This window comes from Agrococcus jejuensis (assembly GCF_007679035.1).
GTDB classification, from domain to species: Bacteria; Actinomycetota; Actinomycetes; order Actinomycetales; family Microbacteriaceae; genus Agrococcus; species Agrococcus jejuensis_A.
In genome coordinates, this window is record NZ_VEFR01000002.1 from 111419 (window position 1) to 126092 (window position 14674).

The 14674-nt window shown below is 73.7% G+C and carries 16 protein-coding genes; 3 read left to right on the forward strand and 13 right to left on the reverse strand.

What is annotated here, in order from left to right; genetic code table 11:
* Positions 1-337: 337 nt before the first annotated feature.
* From FS793_RS07460 to groES, 3 genes are all read right to left on the reverse strand, one after another.
* Positions 338-1591, reverse strand: a complete 1254-nt coding sequence (locus tag FS793_RS07460; RefSeq protein ID WP_144719898.1) for an ABC transporter substrate-binding protein — start codon at positions 1589-1591, stop codon at positions 338-340.
* A gap of 177 nt (positions 1592-1768) precedes the next feature.
* The gene (gene rarD / locus FS793_RS07465; RefSeq protein WP_260980081.1) at positions 1769-2695 is read right to left on the reverse strand and encodes an EamA family transporter RarD; all 927 of its coding nucleotides are present in this window, start codon (positions 2693-2695) and stop codon (positions 1769-1771) included.
* 91 nt (positions 2696-2786) lie between these two features.
* The gene (gene groES, locus FS793_RS07470) at positions 2787-3083 is read right to left on the reverse strand and encodes a co-chaperone GroES (RefSeq protein WP_092502918.1); all 297 of its coding nucleotides are present in this window, start codon (positions 3081-3083) and stop codon (positions 2787-2789) included.
* 147 nt (positions 3084-3230) lie between these two features.
* Here groES and FS793_RS07475 point away from each other — a divergent pair, with 147 nt between their 5' ends.
* Positions 3231-4409 carry a class I SAM-dependent methyltransferase gene (locus FS793_RS07475; protein WP_144719900.1) on the forward strand — a complete coding sequence of 393 codons (1179 nt, stop codon included), beginning with the start codon at positions 3231-3233 and terminating at the stop codon, positions 4407-4409.
* Positions 4410-4494: 85 nt separating this feature from the next.
* Here the strand turns inward: FS793_RS07475 and FS793_RS07480 are convergent, their stop codons facing one another.
* From FS793_RS07480 to glmS, 9 genes are all read right to left on the reverse strand, one after another.
* Complete coding sequence (locus FS793_RS07480; RefSeq protein ID WP_144719901.1) at positions 4495-5391, reverse strand: hypothetical protein; 897 nt, start codon at positions 5389-5391, stop codon at positions 4495-4497.
* Between the two features lie 119 nt (positions 5392-5510).
* On the reverse strand, positions 5511-5840 hold the full coding sequence (locus tag FS793_RS07485) for a DUF4190 domain-containing protein (RefSeq protein WP_144719902.1): 330 nt from the start codon (positions 5838-5840) through the stop codon (positions 5511-5513).
* Positions 5841-5890: 50 nt separating this feature from the next.
* A complete protein-coding gene (gene tsaD, locus FS793_RS07490; RefSeq protein ID WP_144719903.1) occupies positions 5891-6931 on the reverse strand; it encodes a tRNA (adenosine(37)-N6)-threonylcarbamoyltransferase complex transferase subunit TsaD in 1041 nt (346 codons plus the stop codon).
* Positions 6928-7374, reverse strand: a complete 447-nt coding sequence (gene rimI, locus FS793_RS07495) for a ribosomal protein S18-alanine N-acetyltransferase (protein WP_313959368.1) — start codon at positions 7372-7374, stop codon at positions 6928-6930. Before rimI ends, tsaD begins: the two co-directional genes overlap by 4 nt.
* Positions 7371-7934: a tRNA (adenosine(37)-N6)-threonylcarbamoyltransferase complex dimerization subunit type 1 TsaB gene (gene tsaB, locus FS793_RS07500; RefSeq protein ID WP_144719904.1), complete on the reverse strand. Its 564-nt coding sequence runs from the start codon at positions 7932-7934 to the stop codon at positions 7371-7373. Before tsaB ends, rimI begins: the two co-directional genes overlap by 4 nt.
* Positions 7931-8854 carry a tRNA (adenosine(37)-N6)-threonylcarbamoyltransferase complex ATPase subunit type 1 TsaE gene (gene tsaE / locus FS793_RS16735; protein WP_313959369.1) on the reverse strand — a complete coding sequence of 308 codons (924 nt, stop codon included), beginning with the start codon at positions 8852-8854 and terminating at the stop codon, positions 7931-7933. The genes tsaB and tsaE overlap by 4 nt, the downstream gene beginning before the upstream one ends.
* Positions 8851-9816, reverse strand: a complete 966-nt coding sequence (locus FS793_RS07515; RefSeq protein WP_144719905.1) for an alanine racemase — start codon at positions 9814-9816, stop codon at positions 8851-8853. The genes tsaE and FS793_RS07515 overlap by 4 nt, the downstream gene beginning before the upstream one ends.
* A 1-nt stretch (position 9817) precedes the next feature.
* Positions 9818-10177 (reverse strand): holo-ACP synthase, encoded by a 360-nt coding sequence (locus FS793_RS07520; RefSeq protein ID WP_313959370.1) that lies wholly within the window; start codon positions 10175-10177, stop codon positions 9818-9820.
* A gap of 2 nt (positions 10178-10179) precedes the next feature.
* Positions 10180-12027 carry a glutamine--fructose-6-phosphate transaminase (isomerizing) gene (glmS, locus tag FS793_RS07525; RefSeq protein WP_144719907.1) on the reverse strand — a complete coding sequence of 616 codons (1848 nt, stop codon included), beginning with the start codon at positions 12025-12027 and terminating at the stop codon, positions 10180-10182.
* A 51-nt stretch (positions 12028-12078) separates the two neighbouring features.
* Here glmS and coaA point away from each other — a divergent pair, with 51 nt between their 5' ends.
* Positions 12079-13008 (forward strand): type I pantothenate kinase, encoded by a 930-nt coding sequence (gene coaA, locus FS793_RS07530; RefSeq protein WP_144719908.1) that lies wholly within the window; start codon positions 12079-12081, stop codon positions 13006-13008.
* A 54-nt stretch (positions 13009-13062) separates the two neighbouring features.
* Here coaA and FS793_RS07535 read toward each other — a convergent pair whose 3' ends face one another.
* The gene (locus FS793_RS07535; protein ID WP_144719909.1) at positions 13063-14046 is read right to left on the reverse strand and encodes an EamA family transporter; all 984 of its coding nucleotides are present in this window, start codon (positions 14044-14046) and stop codon (positions 13063-13065) included.
* 76 nt (positions 14047-14122) lie between these two features.
* Here FS793_RS07535 and FS793_RS07540 point away from each other — a divergent pair, with 76 nt between their 5' ends.
* The gene (locus tag FS793_RS07540) at positions 14123-14662 is read left to right on the forward strand and encodes a CGNR zinc finger domain-containing protein (protein WP_186329389.1); all 540 of its coding nucleotides are present in this window, start codon (positions 14123-14125) and stop codon (positions 14660-14662) included.
* Positions 14663-14674: the final 12 nt, after the last annotated feature.

The following is a 14674-nucleotide window of genomic DNA, read 5'->3' on the forward strand; positions in this document are numbered from 1 at the left end:
CCATGAAGGCGCACGGCGACCGCGGCAGGGATCGAGACCGCCGGGAGGGCACGGCAGCGCGCAGGACGCGCGCGGCGCCTTCCCTCATCGGGGTGGCGCGCCCTCCCCTCGAGACCCAGGGCGGCGGTGCACGAGGATGGCGCGGGGTGTCGAGTTCTGCGCAGGAGGGGAGGGCTCGTGGCCCCCAGGCCACGAGCCCTCCCCTCCTGCGCAGTGTCTGAGCCGAGGAGCGCCGTCCTCGCGCACGGACGCCCGACGCCACCAGACGCAGCAGAAGGACCCCGGACGAATCCGGGGCCCTTCTGGTGTGCTGTGATTCGGAGATCCGAACCGATGACTACTCGGTCAGCGAGCCGAACTCGGTGGTGAGCAGCGTGTAGCGGTTGTCGGCACCGTACTGGTAGATGCCGATGTACGCCTCGGTCGGGTCGCCGTTCTCGTCGAACTCGATGGGTCCGGAGACGCCGTCGTAGTCGATGTCCTCACCGTCGGCGATGAGCTGCAGGCACTCGGCGACGTCGGTGCACTTCGTGCCGCCCTCGGAGACGTCCTGGAGGTTGTCGCGGATGGTGTCGGCGTCGGGCGAGCCGCCAGCCGCTGCCGCGAGGGCAGCGAGGACGACGGCGTCGTACGACTCGGGTGCGTAGGAGAAGTCGTCGAGGTCGGGGTCGATCTCGAGCAGGCGCTCCTGGAAGTCGCCCGATGCCGGGTTGCCGGGCAGCGTGCCCTGCGTGCCGTCGAGCGTGCCCTCGGGGAACTCGTACGAGTTCGAGAGGTTGCCGTCGACGAAGTACACCTGGTTCGACGGGTAGCCCTGCGTCGTGACGAGCTCGGGGATGATGTTCGCCGTCTCCTCGAACGCGAGGATGCCGATGGCGTCGGGGCTCGCGGCGAGCAGCTCGGACACCTGCGACGAGAAGTTCGTGTCGCCCGGGTTGTACGAGACCGACGCGACGACCTGGCCGCCCGCTGCCTCGATCGCCTGGGTGGCGTTGTCCTCGAGGCCGATGCCGTAGGCGTCGTTCAGGTACAGGAAGCCGACGTTCGCGGCGCCGTTGTTCACCATGAGGTTGCCGAGCACGCGGCCCTGGAGCACGTCGGAGGGGGCGGTGCGCCAGTAGTAGCCGTCGTCGGGGTAGTCGGTGAAGTCCGGCGACGTGTTGGCCGGCGAGATCTGCACGATGCCCGCGTCGACGAACTGGTCGATGAAGTTGAACGAGACGCCCGACGATGCGGCGCCGATGGCGATGTCGACGCCCGCGTCGACGAGCTCGCCTGCCGACTGCGTGCCGACGTCGGGGTTCGCGCCGTCGCCCGAGTCGGTCGTCGTCTGCTCGATCTCGAAGGGGAAGTCCGCTGCCTCGAGGTCTGCGACGGCGAGGTCGACGCCTGCGAACTCGGGCGGGCCGAGGAAGGCGAGGCTGCCGGTCTGGGGGAGGATGGTGCCGACGTGGAACGTGTCGCCGCTCGCGTCGCCGTCGCCGCCGGCGTCGCCGCCGCCGGTCGAGCAAGCTGCGAGCGCCAGGACGGTCACGGCACCGGCCGTGAGCACGGCCGTGGTGCGCGAGCGCTGACGAAGGAATGCCTTCATGGTGCTCCTTGGGAGTCCTTAGGGAACGCCCGGCCGCGCCGGGTTGCGTCAACACTAGGCCGACCCGGAACCGAAGAAGCCTCGGTTTCGTGACGAACGTGTAACGGTCTGGTCGCGGTCTGGTCACGGTCCGATCGCGAGGAGGTGGACCGCTCCGGGAGGCCCCCCGAGGCGGCGCTAGGGCGCGGGGGCGGGCACGACGGGCGAGCGACGGCGGCGGCGGCCCGCGACGACGAGGTCGACCATGAGCACGACGAGCGAGAGCCACACGAGGGCGAAGCCCGCGAGCCGCTCGGGCGGCATGGGCTCGTGCATGACGAGCCAGCCGAACAGCAGCGAGATGGTGGGCGCGAGGTACTGCGTGAAGCCGAGGGTCGTGAGCGAGACGCGACGAGCCGCGGCGGAGAAGAGCATGAGGGGCACGGCGGTCACGACGCCGAAGCCCACGACGGCGAGCTGCACGAGCGGCGAGACGTCGACGATCGTGGGACCGAGGATGATCGACGAGCCGATGAGCATGACGAGCGCGAACGGCACGGTCGCGGCTGTCTCGAGCGTGAAGCCGGTGATGGCGTCGACCTTCACGCCGACCTGCTTCTTCAGCAGTCCGTAGACGCCGAAGGCGGCGGCGAGCGCGATCGCGATCCATGGGAACTCGCCGTAGGCGACGACGAGCACGACGACGGCGAGGCCGCTGATGCCGACGGCGACCCACTGCGCGGGGCGCAGTCGCTCGTGCAGCACGACGACGGCGAGCAGCACGGAGACGATGGGGTTGAGGAAGTAGCCGAGGCTCGTCTCGATGATGTGCCCGGTGAGCACGGCGGACGCGAAGACCGTCCAGTTGACGAGGATGGCGACGCCCGAGGCGGCGAGGAAGCCGAGCGATCGGCGGTCGCGCAGCACCGTGCGCACGGCGCCCCAGCCGCGCACGATCGTCACGATGATCGCGGCGACGGCGAGCGAGGCGAGCACGCGCCAGCCGATGAGCTCGATGGCGCCGACGCCCTGCATGAGCACGACGTACATGGGCACGACGCCCCACACGGCGTAGGCGCCGATCGCGAGCGCGAGCCCGCGCCCCGCATCCTTCGACTCCGGCATCATCGTCCTCTCGCGCGTGCGCCATCCTGCTGCAACGACGCGACGGCGGCACCCCGTGCAGGGTGCCGCCGTCGCTGTGGGTGGGGGTGCGTCAGCGCACGACCACTGCGAGCACGTCGCGGGCCGAGAGCACGAGCAGCTCCTCGCCGCCGAACTTCACCTCGGTGCCGCCGTACTTCGAGTAGATGACCCGGTCGCCCTCGGCGACGTCGACGGGGATGCGGTTGCCGTTGTCGTCGACACGGCCGGGGCCCACGGCCACGACCTCGCCCTCCTGGGGCTTCTCCTTGGCGGTGTCCGGGATGACGAGACCGCTGGCGGTCGTCGTCTCCGCCTCGACCTGGCGGATGACGATGCGGTCCTCGAGCGGCTTGATGGAGACCGACACGGTGCCCTCTTTCCTCAGTCGGATGTCTGATTGGCAGTCGACGTCGTCGAGTGCCAGGTCGACTGTACGCGTTCGGCTGGCACGAGGGCAACACGAGTGCCAGTCGCGTCCGCCATGGGCGGACGCGTTCGCTGCTTGGATGGTGGGATGGATGCCGACGCCCTGCGCCTGCTGCTCTCGCGCGACGGACTCGCGCTGCTCGACGAGGTGTCGTCGGCGCTCGACGACCTCGGCGGCGCCGTGCAGGCGGTGCAGACGCTGCGACGTCGCGGGCACGATGCCGCGCTCGTCGCAGCCGTGCTGACGCAGGCGCGCCTGCGGCGTCGGGGCGAGGCGAAGTTCGGCCCGTTCGCGCGGTCGATGCTCTTCACGGAGGCGGGCCTCGAGCAGGCGACGCGGCTGCGCGTCGCTGCGCAGCACGCGGGCAGGATGCGCGACGCCGGCATGGGCACGGTGGCGGACCTGGGCTGCGGCATCGGCGGCGACGCCCTGGCGATCGCCGGCGCAGGCTGCGCGGTGCGCGCCGTCGACGCCGACGAGGTCACGGCGGCCGTCGCGGGCTTCAACCTCGCGCCGCTGCCCGAGACGTCGGTCGCGCACGGGCGCGCCGAGGATGCCGACCTCGCTGGTGTCGACGCGATCTGGGCCGACCCGGCCAGGCGCGATGCATCGGGCCGGCGCCTGCCGGTCGTGCAGTGGTCGCCGCCGCTGCCGTGGCTGCTGTCGCTCGCGGCGCAGCGACCGATGGGCGTGAAGCTCGGCCCGGCGATCGACCACGATCGGCTGCCCGCCGACGGCGAGACGCAATGGGTGACCGTCGACGGCGAGACGGTGGAGGCCGTCGCGTGGACGGGAGCGCTCGCACGACAGGGCGTGCGCACGGCGGCGCTCGTGCTCGATGCCGACGGCGCCCACGAGCTCGCGGGCTCCCCCGATGCCGACGCCGTGCCGATGCGCGAGCTCGGCACCTGGCTGCACGAGCCGGCGGGGGCCGTCATCCGCGCGCGACTCATCGGCGCCGTCGCCGACGCGCTCGACGCGGGCGTCGTGAGCGAGCGCATCGCCTACCTCACGACCGACGCCGACGTCGTGAGCCCCTTCACGCAGCGCTTCCGCGTGCTGGCGACGCTGCCGCTCGACGAGAAGGCGATCCAGCGCGAGGTGCGCGCCCGCGGCATCGGCACGCTCGAGGTGAAGAAGCGCGGCGCCGACGTCGACCCCGATCGCCTGCGCAGGCGCCTGCGGCTCGACGGCGACGCCGCGGCGACGCTCGTCGCGACCCGCATCGACGGTCGGCACCGGGCGATCCTCGCCGAGCGCGCCTGACGCCTCGTCGACGCGAGTCGCGCATCCGGGCCACGACGCACGAACGCCCCGCCGAGGCGGGGCGTTCGTGCGATGCGCGTGCGGCCTAGAAGGAGCCGCCCGCGGCGAACCACGGCAGCCAGACGACTGCGTAGATGATGATCACGATGATCGTGATGAGCGTGCTGACGATGCCGACGAGCATCGCGATGAGGCCCCACGGCTTGTTCTGCGGCGCCTTGCGCATGCTCATGAGGCCCGTGACGATCGCGCCGATGCCCGGCAGCAGGCCGAAGCCCGACCAGGACAGGATGAAGCCGACGCCTGCGAGCACGATCGCGGTGATCGTGAGACCCGTGAGCTTGCCGCGCGGCGCCTTCTCGGCCTGGCCGAACTGCTGCTGACCGTACTGCTGGCCGTAGCCGGGCTGCTGCCCGTACTGCTGCTGGCCGTAGCCGGGCTGCTGGCCGTACTGCTGCTGCCCGTACGCGGGCGCCGAGGTCTGCTGGCCGTAGGCGGGGGCGGGCGACGACTGGCCGTACGCGGGGGCGGGCTGTCCGTAGGCGGGGGCCTGCTCGGCGGGCTGGCCGTAGGCGGGGGCCTGCTCGGCGGGCTGGCCGTAGGCGGGCTGCTCGGGAGCCTGCTGGCCCCAGGCGGGTGCTGCCTGCTGCTCGGCGGGCTGGCCCCATGCGGGCGCGGCCTGCTCGGGCTGCTGGCCGTAGGCGGGCGTCGACTGGCCGTAGGCGGGGGCCGCGGGCTGCTCGGTCGCGGGCTGACCCCACGTGGGGGTCGCAGGCTGCTCGGGCTGGCCGTACGAGGGCGTGGAGGCGGCGGGCTGCTCGGGCTGCGCTGCGGGCTGGCCCCACGAGCCGGCGCCGGCGTCGCTCGCCGCGGGCTGCTGCGCCTCCTGGCCGAAGCTGGGCGCCGACGCGGGCTGCTCGGGCTGCTGCTCCGACGGCGCGAAGCGGCGCTCGTCGCCGCCGTTCGAGAACTGGTCGCTCATGGTCCCCCTCCAGGGATGCTCGCCTGCCTCGACAGGCTCTGGTCACGGTCGTCACGAAGAGCGGTGCGACGCGACTGCATCACGCTACCGCACGGTGCAGTCGGTTCCCTGGGCTTGCATCACGGCGCGGACGGCAGGTTCTGGAACAGCGTCGCGAAGCCCGCTGCGAAGAGCACGATGCCGGCGACGATGGCGACGAGGCCGAGCGCGCCGAGCACGATGGCGCCGATCGCGAGCGGCCGGCCTCCCGACCCTGCACGGCGGATGCGCGGCAGGGCGATCGCGCCGAGCACGATGCCGGCGAGCGAGCCGAGCAGCGGCAGCACGGTGACGCCGGCGGCGGATGCGCCGATCGCGAGCATCGCGAGCAGGTCGGTCGCGGGCGCGCGGTAGGCGGCGGCGTCTGGTGCCTCGTGCGGTGCGGCGACGGGCGGCGGTGCGATGCTCACGCGACCAGGGTGCCACGAGACGCTGTGCGGCGCCTCTGCCGACCGTCGGCTTAGGCGATCTGGATGACGCCGGCGTCGAGCGTCGACTCGACGCCGAACCCCGGCGCGCTCGGCGCGACGCCGCGGGCGACGAGGCGAGCGCCGAGGCCGGCGATCATGGCGCCGTTGTCGGTGCACAGCGACAGCGGCGGCACGCGCAGCGCGACGCCGGCCGCCTCGCAGCGCTCGGCGGCCAGCTCGCGCAGGCGTCGGTTGGCGACGACGCCACCGCCGAGCAGCAGGCGCGGCACGCCCGTGTGGGCGCACGCGTCGAGCGCCTTCGTCACGAGCACGTCGACGACGGCCTCGCGGAACGAGGCCGCGACGTCGGGCACCGACAGCTCGCCGGCATCCGCCGACCGCTCGACGTGGCGTGCGACGGCGGTCTTGAGTCCCGAGAACGAGAAGTCGAAGCGGTGCCGCTCGCGGTCCTTGGGCGCCGTGAGCCCGCGCGGGAAGCGGATGGCGGTCGGGTCGCCATCGACCGCGGCGGCGTCGATCGACGGGCCGCCCGGGTATCCGAGGCCCAGCAGGCGCGCGACCTTGTCGAACGCCTCCCCCGCCGCGTCGTCGATCGTCTCGCCGAGCGTCCGCACGTCGGCGTCGATGTCGCGCACGTGCAGCAGCGACGTGTGCCCGCCGGAGACGAGCAGGGCGATCGTCTCCTGCTCGATCGGGCCGCCCGCGAGCGCGTCCGCCGCGACGTGGCCCACGAGGTGGTTGACGCCGTGCACGGGCTTGCCGGCGGCGACGCCGAGCGCCTTCGCGGCGCCGACGCCCACCATGAGGGCGCCCGCGAGACCCGGCCCCGCGGTGACGGCGATGGCGTCGAGCTCGTCGAGCGTCACGCCCGCCTCGACGAGCGCGCGCTGGATCGTGGGCTCCATGGCCTCGAGGTGCGCGCGCGCGGCGATCTCGGGCACGACGCCGCCGAAGCGCGCGTGCAGGTCCATCGACGACGCGACGACGTTCGCGAGCAGCTCGTCGCCGCGCACGATGCCGACCCCCGTCTCGTCGCAGCTGGTCTCGATGCCCAGCACGAGCGGTCTCATGCGAGCTCCTTCTTCATGGCGATCGCGTCGATGCCCTCCGGCTGGTAGTAGCCGGGACGCACGCCGATCTCGACGAATCCCTCGGATGCGTAGAGGGCCCGGGCGGGCGCGTTGTCCTCCCGCACCTCGAGGAAGAGCTCCTGCACGCCGCGGTCGCGCGCATCCTGCTGCGCCTCGGCGAGCAGCCTGCGACCGAGCCCTGCGCCGCGCACGGCCTCGGAGACGGCGATGGTCTGGATGTCGCCCTCGACGCCGACGGCGCGCAGGCCGACGTAGCCGACCACGGCGCCGGCGTCGTCGACGGCGACGACGTAGCGGCCCCACGGGCTCGCCATCTCGGCGGCCATGGTCGCGCGTGCCCACGCCGTCAGTCCGAACGACGCCGTCTCGAGCGCCATGATCGCGTCGAGGTCGTCGGCGGTCGCGGTGCGCAGCGCGATCACCTCGCCACCCGCTTCGGGGCTGCGCTCGGCACGGCGTCGGCGTCGCGCAGGTAGATGGCGTCGCGGCTCGGCTCGGCGCCGGCGTGCAGCGCGGCGACGAGGCCGGCAGCGCCGATCCAGTCGGCGTCGATGCGGCGCGCGCCGTCGACGATCGGCACGTCGGCGGCGGGTGCGAGGGCGGGACCCTGCACGCGCTGGCCGCCGTCGTAGAGGCTCCATGCTCGCTCGCGGCGCCGCACGTCGGTCGTCACCTGCACGAGGCCCGCCTCGGCCACGCCCACGGCGTCGTGGCTGCACACGCCCACCCACGGCACGCCCAGGCCGAGGGCGGCGGTGCGGGCGGCGACGATGCCGATGCGCAGGCCGGTGAACGCGCCGGGACCGAGGCCCGCGACGACCTGCGTCACGGCGTGCCGATGCTCGCCGAGCACGTCGGAGAGCAGCACGTCGAGCACCTCGGCGTGCCTGCGGGTGTCGTGCTCGTCGCGCGCCGCGACGACGCGATCGCCGTCGACGAGCGCGATCGACGTGCCGAGCGACGTGTCGATGGCCAGGATCATGCGGCTCCCCTCGCGAACGCCAGCAGTCGGGATGCGGGCCACCGGTCGCCGTGGCCCGTGAGCCGCACGGTGCGCGGCTCGTCGACGTCGTCGCCGCCGATCGTGCGCACGATCTCGACGTGCAGCCAGGCATCGACGGCGTGCACGAGCGGCAGCCCCCACTCGGCGATCGTGATCGACGCGTCGACGTCGAGGTCGAGGTCGTCGAGCTCTGCCTCGTTGCCCAGGCGGTAGGCGTCGACGTGCAGCAGCGGCACCGTCGCGGTGCGATGCGTGCGCGCGATGACGAACGTCGGGCTCGCGACGGTGCCGACGGCGCCGAGGCCCTCGCCGATGCCGCGCGTGAGCGTGGTCTTGCCCGCACCGAGCTCGCCCGTGAGCACGACGACGTCGCCTGCGCCGAGGATGACCGCGAGGCGGCGACCGAGCGCCTCCATGGCGTCGGCGTCGGCGACGACGTCCTCGACGACCGCCTGGACGCGCGGGCCGACGAAGGCCTCGAGCAGCGCAGCCGGCACGCGTGCGGCGTCGCCCCACGCGCCGACGGGCGTGCCGCCCGCGCCCCAGAGCACCGCCTCGGCGCCCGGCGTCACCGCGGCGTCGCCGACGTCGAGCACGACCTGGTCCATCGCGACACGGCCGGCGATGGGATGCGCGACGCCGTCGACGGTCACGGGCGCGCCGGAGGCCGTGCGCGGCACGCCGTCGGCGTAGCCGAGCGCGACGAGCGCGAGCGTGGTCGCAGCGCTCGTCACGTGCTCCGCGCCGTACGAGACGCCGTGCCCGGCGGGCACGCGCTTCGTCGAGACGACCTCGCCCGCGAGGCGCACGACGCGGCCGGCGAGGTCGACGGTCGCGACGCGACGCGGCGCGCGGCGCGGCGCGGCATCGGCCGACGTGCGATCGGGCTGCGCGCTCATGCCGCCGCCATCCTCGTCACGACCTCGTAGCCGATGGTGTCTGCTGCGAGCGCCCATGCGATCGCGCTCGGCTCGCCATCGGCGGGGTCGCCCCACAGCACGGCGGAGCCGGAGACGGGCTCGGCGAGCGTCGTCGACGTCGAGCCCACGGCGTCCACCGGCACGACGCGGTCGCCCACGAGCACGGGGGCACCGGGCGCGGGCAGCAGGCCGTGGCGCGCGCCGACGTCCAGCACGCCGTCGACGACCGCGCCGGTCACGCGCATGGCGGGCCGCAGCCCTGCCGCGGCCGCCGCCGAGCCCGCGGCGTCGTCGCCGTCGGGATGGATGCCGTAGGCCGCGATGCCGAGCCGCACCATGTCGTGCGCGGCGCCCGGCAGCGCGAGGGTCGCCGACGAGTTCGACAGGTGCCGCAGCTCGGGCTCGAGCACCTCGGCGATCGCGCACGCGTCGACGAACGCGGCGAGCTGCGCCGCATCGAAGGCGGCACCGGCGCCCGCGAGATGCGAGAAGACGCCGCGCACCCGCAGCGAGCCGGCCGCCTGCAGCGCGGCGGCACGCTCGACGACCGACGCCCACTCGCCCATCGGCACGCCGTTGCGGCCGAGCCCCGTGTCGACCTTCAGGTGCACCGTCGCGCCGACGAGCGCGGCGCGGTCGAGCTGCGCGGCGCTCGAGACGCCCACGTCGACCCCCGCCGCCGCCGCCGCCGCGAGATCGGGCTCCGCGGCGTGGAGCCATGCCAGCACCGGGGCGTCGATGCCGGCTGCGCGCAGCGCGAGCGCCTCGACGACGTCGACGACGCCGAGCCACGTCGCGCCGCCCTCGAGCATCGCCCGCGCGGCCACGATGGCGCCGTGGCCGTAGCCGTCGGCCTTCACGACGCCGCACACGAGCGCGTCGGTGCGCGCCGAGACGCCCGCGACGTTCGCGGCGATCGCCGCACCATCCACGTGCCGCATCTCAGGCCTCCGCGACCACGACCGCCGCCGCGACCCCCGCGTCGTGCGTGAGCGACACGTGCACGCTCGTCACGCCGCGCGATGCCGCGAGCGCCGCCCACCCGCCGCCGAGCACGAGCGACGGGGCACCCGCCGCATCCGACGCCACCACGAGGTCGCGCCAGCGCTGCCCGTCGATCGTGCCGAGCGCCTTCGCGGCCGCCTCCTTCGCCGCCCATCGGGCGGCGAGCGATCGCACGGGCCGCTCGGCGCCGTCGACGACGAGCTCCTCGTCGGCGAAGAGCCGCTGCGCCAGGCCCGGCGTGCGCGAGACGGCGCGCTCGAAGCGCGCGACGTCCACGACGTCGATGCCCAGCCCCACGATCACTCGACCGTCACGGACTTCGCGAGATTGCGCGGCTGGTCGACGTCGAGGCCCTTGGCCGTCGCGAGCTCGAGCGCGAACACGTGCAGCGGCACGACCGACAGCACGGGCTCGAGGAGCGGCAGCGTGAGCGGGATGCGCAGCACCTGGTTGGCGTACGGCAGCACGGCGGCATCGCCCGCCTCGGCCACCGCGATGACGCGGGCGCCGCGCGCACGGATCTCCTGGATGTTCGACACGACCTTCGCGTGCAGCCCCTGCTGATGCCGCGGGCTCGGCACGACGACGAACACGACCTGGCCGGGCTCGATGAGCGCGATGGGGCCGTGCTTCAGCTCGCCGGCCGCGAACCCCTCCGCGTGGATGTAGCTGAGCTCCTTGAGCTTGAGCGCGCCCTCGAGCGCGACGGGGTAGCCGACGTGGCGGCCGAGGAAGAGCACCGAGCGCGTGTCGCTCATCCACTGCGCGAGCTCGCGGATCTCGTCCTGCTCGGAGAGCAGCGTGCGCAGCTGGTCGGGCAGCGCCTCGAGCGCCTCCGTCACCTCGCGGATCGCGTCGTCGGTCATCGTGCCGCGCACGCGCGCGATGTGCAGGCCCGTGAGCAGCAGCCCGACGACCTGCGCGAGGAAGGCCTTCGTCGACGCGACCGCGACCTCGGGGCCGGCGTGCGTGTAGAGCACGGCCTCCGACGCGCGGGCGATCGTCGAGCCCTGCGTGTTGCAGATCGACAGCGTGCGCGCGCTGTGCTCGATGGCGTGCTGCACCGCCATCTTCGTGTCCATCGTCTCGCCCGACTGCGAGATCGAGATCACGAGCGTGCGCTCGTCGACGATGGGGTCGCGGTAGCGGTACTCGTGGGCGAGGTCGACCTCGACGGGGATGCGCGCCCACGTCTCGATCGCGTACTCGCCGACCATCGCCGAGTACGCGGCGGTGCCGCAGGCGACGATCTGCACGCGGTCGATGCCGCGCAGGGTCTCGTCGTCGAGGCTGCCGAGCTCGCCGAGCGACGGCAGGCCGTCGACGATGCGGCCGCGCAGCGTGTTCGCGACGGCCTCGGGGTCCTCGGAGACCTCCTTGGCCATGAACGACGACCAGCCGCCCTTCTCGGCCGCGGCGGCATCCCACGTGACCTCGAACGTCTCGCCCGGGATCGGCTCGCCGTCGAAGCCGATCACCTCGACGCTCGTGGGCGTGATGATCGCGATCTCGTCGTTGCCGAGCGCTCGCGCGGTGCGGGTGTAGCGCACGAAGGCGCTCACGTCGCTCGCGAGGAACTGCTCGCCCTCGGCGAAGCCGACGAGCAGCGGGGAGTTGTGGCACGCGCCCACGACGACGTCGGGCTCGTCGAGGTGCACGGCGAGCAGCGTGAACTGCCCCTCGAGCCTGCCCACGAGCGCGAGCATCGCCGAGCGCAGGTCGCCGTGCTCGCGGTGGAGCCTGCCGAGCAGCAGCGCCGCCGCCTCGGTGTCGGTGTCCGACGTGAAGGTCTCGCCCGCCTCGGCGAGCTCGGCGCGCAGCTCGGCGAAGTTCTCGACGATGCCGTTGTGGATGAGCGCGAGGCGGCCGCCGTCGCCGAGGTGCGGATGCGCGTTCTCGTCGGTCGGTCCGCCGTGCGTCGCCCAGCGCGTGTGGCCGATGCCGATGCCCGACTCGGGCAGCGGCGCGTCCTCGAGCGACGAGCGCAGCACACCCAGCTTGCCGCCGCGCTTGCGCGACGAGACGCCCTCGGCGCCGACGACCGCGACGCCGGCCGAGTCGTAGCCTCGGTACTCGAGACGACCGAGCCCCTCGAGCAGCACCTCGACGGTGTCTCGCGGGCCTGCATATCCGACGATGCCGCACATGCTCCCCAGGCTACCGGCGCGCGCGGGTGCTCGCCGCTAGGCTCGGCCCTCGTGGTCCACCAGCAGACGCCGTTCGTCGAGATCGACCGCGTCGCATGGTCGCGCCTCGCACCCACGACGCCGAACCCGCTCACCGAGCGCGAGGTCGCGCGCCTGCGCGGCCTCGGCGATCGGCTCGAGCTGCGCGAGGTCGCGGAGGTCTACCTGCCGATCTCGCGCCTCGTGAGCCTCTACCAGGAGTCGTCGCGCCGCCTGCACGACGAGACCGCCGGCTTCCTCGGCGAGCGCGTGCAGCCCGTGCCGTTCGTGATCGGCGTCGCGGGATCGGTCGCGGTCGGCAAGTCGACGACGGCCCGCCTGCTGCAGGAGCTGCTGGGCCGCTGGGAGGGCAGCCCGCGCGTCGACCTCGTGACGACCGACGGCTTCCTCTTCCCCAACGCCGAGCTCGAGCGCCGCGGGCTCATGCAGCGCAAGGGCTTCCCCGAGGCGTACGACCGGCGGGCCCTGCTCACCGCGATCTCGCAGGTGAAGTCGGGCGCCGAGGAGGTGGAGGTGCCGGTGTACTCGCACCTCACCTACGACATCGTGCCCGACGAGCGCATCGTCATCCGCCGCCCGGACATCCTCATCGTCGAGGGCCTCAACGTGCTGCAGCCGCCGGCGTCGAAGGCGCACATGGCGGTGTCGGACCTCTTCGACTTCACGGTGTACGTCGACGCGCGCACCGCCGCGATCCGCGAGTGGTACGTCGAGCGGTTCCTCGCGCTGCAGCAGGGGGCGTTCCAGGACCCCGAGTCGTACTTCCATCGCTTCGCCGACCTCGACGAGCAGGCGGCGCGCGCGCACGCCGTGGGCATCTGGGATGCGATCAACGGGCCGAACCTCGCCGAGAACATCGTGCCCACGCGCTCGCGAGCGGACCTCGTGCTGCGCAAGGACGCCGACCACACCGTGCGATCGGTGCTGCTGCGCAAGATCTAGCGCGGTCGCCCGCGTCCCCCGTCGGCGTCCCCCGGCCGGTCCCCCGCCGAGCCTTCAGTCGCGCGCGGGCATCTCCGGCACGACGATCGGCAGCTCGAGCGGCGCCGTGACGGGGTCGCGCTCCGCGCGCGGCCTGCGCAGCTCGCCGGCGCGCACGAGGACGACGCCCGCGAGGATCGCCGCGGCGCCGACCCACTGCACGGGCGAGGGCACGATCGCGAGGAGCACGGCCATCCAGAGCAGCCCGAAGAGCGGCTCGGAGTACCCGAGGAAGCTCGAGACCGTCGCGCCGAGCATGCGCACGCCCGTCACGCCGAGCACGTACGCGGCGACGGTCGCGACGAGCACGAGCAGACCGAGCGTCACGGCGACGGGCACCTCGACGCCCGCGAGCATCGTCGGCGCGACGGCGACCGTCATGGGCAGCAGGCCGACGCCGCCGGCGACGAGCAGCAGCACGGCGCCCACCGCGAGGCCGAGCCCCGCGAGCGTCACGGGCGGCAGCCCGTGCGTCGTCGAGGCCGCCGAGGCCCAGTAGACGGCGTTGCCGACGGCGGAGACGAGCGCGAGGCCGATGCCGATGGGGTCGAGGCCCTCCGCCTGGCCGACGCCGGAGACGAGGCCGAGGCCCAGGACCGCGACGCCGGCGCCGACGAGCGTGAGCGCGGCGGGCGAGCGGCGCGTGCGCGCCCACGTCCATGCGACGAGCAGCACGGGGCCGAGGAACTCGATGAGCAGCGCGAGCGCGGGCGGGATGCGCTGCACCGCGCTGAAGTAGGCGAGCTGGCAGATCGCGACGGCGAAGGTGCCGAAGAGCAGCACCTGCCAGCGGCCCGCCCAGAGCGTCGACCAACGGCCGCGCAGCGCGAGCAGCGAGGGCACGAGCATGACGAGCGCCGCGAGGCCGATGCGCGCCGTCGTCACGGCGCCCGGCGACCACCCGGAGGCGATGAGCGAGCTGGCGAAGATGCCCGAGAACCCGAAGGCGCCCGCGGCGGCGAGGCAGAGGATCAGGCCGAGGCCGCGGCGGTCGGTCATGGCCGGTCCGATCTCGTGTCATGGGCGTTCGTGCGTACGGTCGTGACACTATCGTATGCGTGATGGAGATCGCAGCATGGTGACGCCGCTGCGCCTGCCGACCGAGACGGTCGCGGCGCTCGATGCCGTCGTCGCGTTCGCGACGGCTGCCGACGCGGGCGCGCTCGACGACGCCGCCGGGCTCGACGCAGCCGTCGGCGGCATGCTCTACAGCGGAGCGCGCACGCACGACGACCGCGAGGCGCGCGAGGTGCGCGAGGTCGTGCCGTCGCTGCTGGCGATGTGGGATGCGCAGCGCGACGACGTCCCGGCGCTCGCCAACGCCATCCTGCGCACCGCCGACGCCGCGCCGCAGCTCGTGCGCCACGACGGCCTCGACTGGCACCTCCACGCGATCGACGCGCAGCGCCCGTTCGCCGAGCGCATCGCCGTCGAGACCGCGATCGCCTTCGTCGACCTCATCCGGCTGGAGGAGACCGAGCGCTGCAAGCGCTGCGCCGCCGCCGACTGCGGCCTGCCGATGCTCGACCTCTCGCGCAATCGCTCGCGTCGCTTCTGCTCGACGGCGTGCCAGTCGCGCGTCAACGTCGCCGCGTACCGCGCACGCGCGCGCTGACGCGGCGGCGGC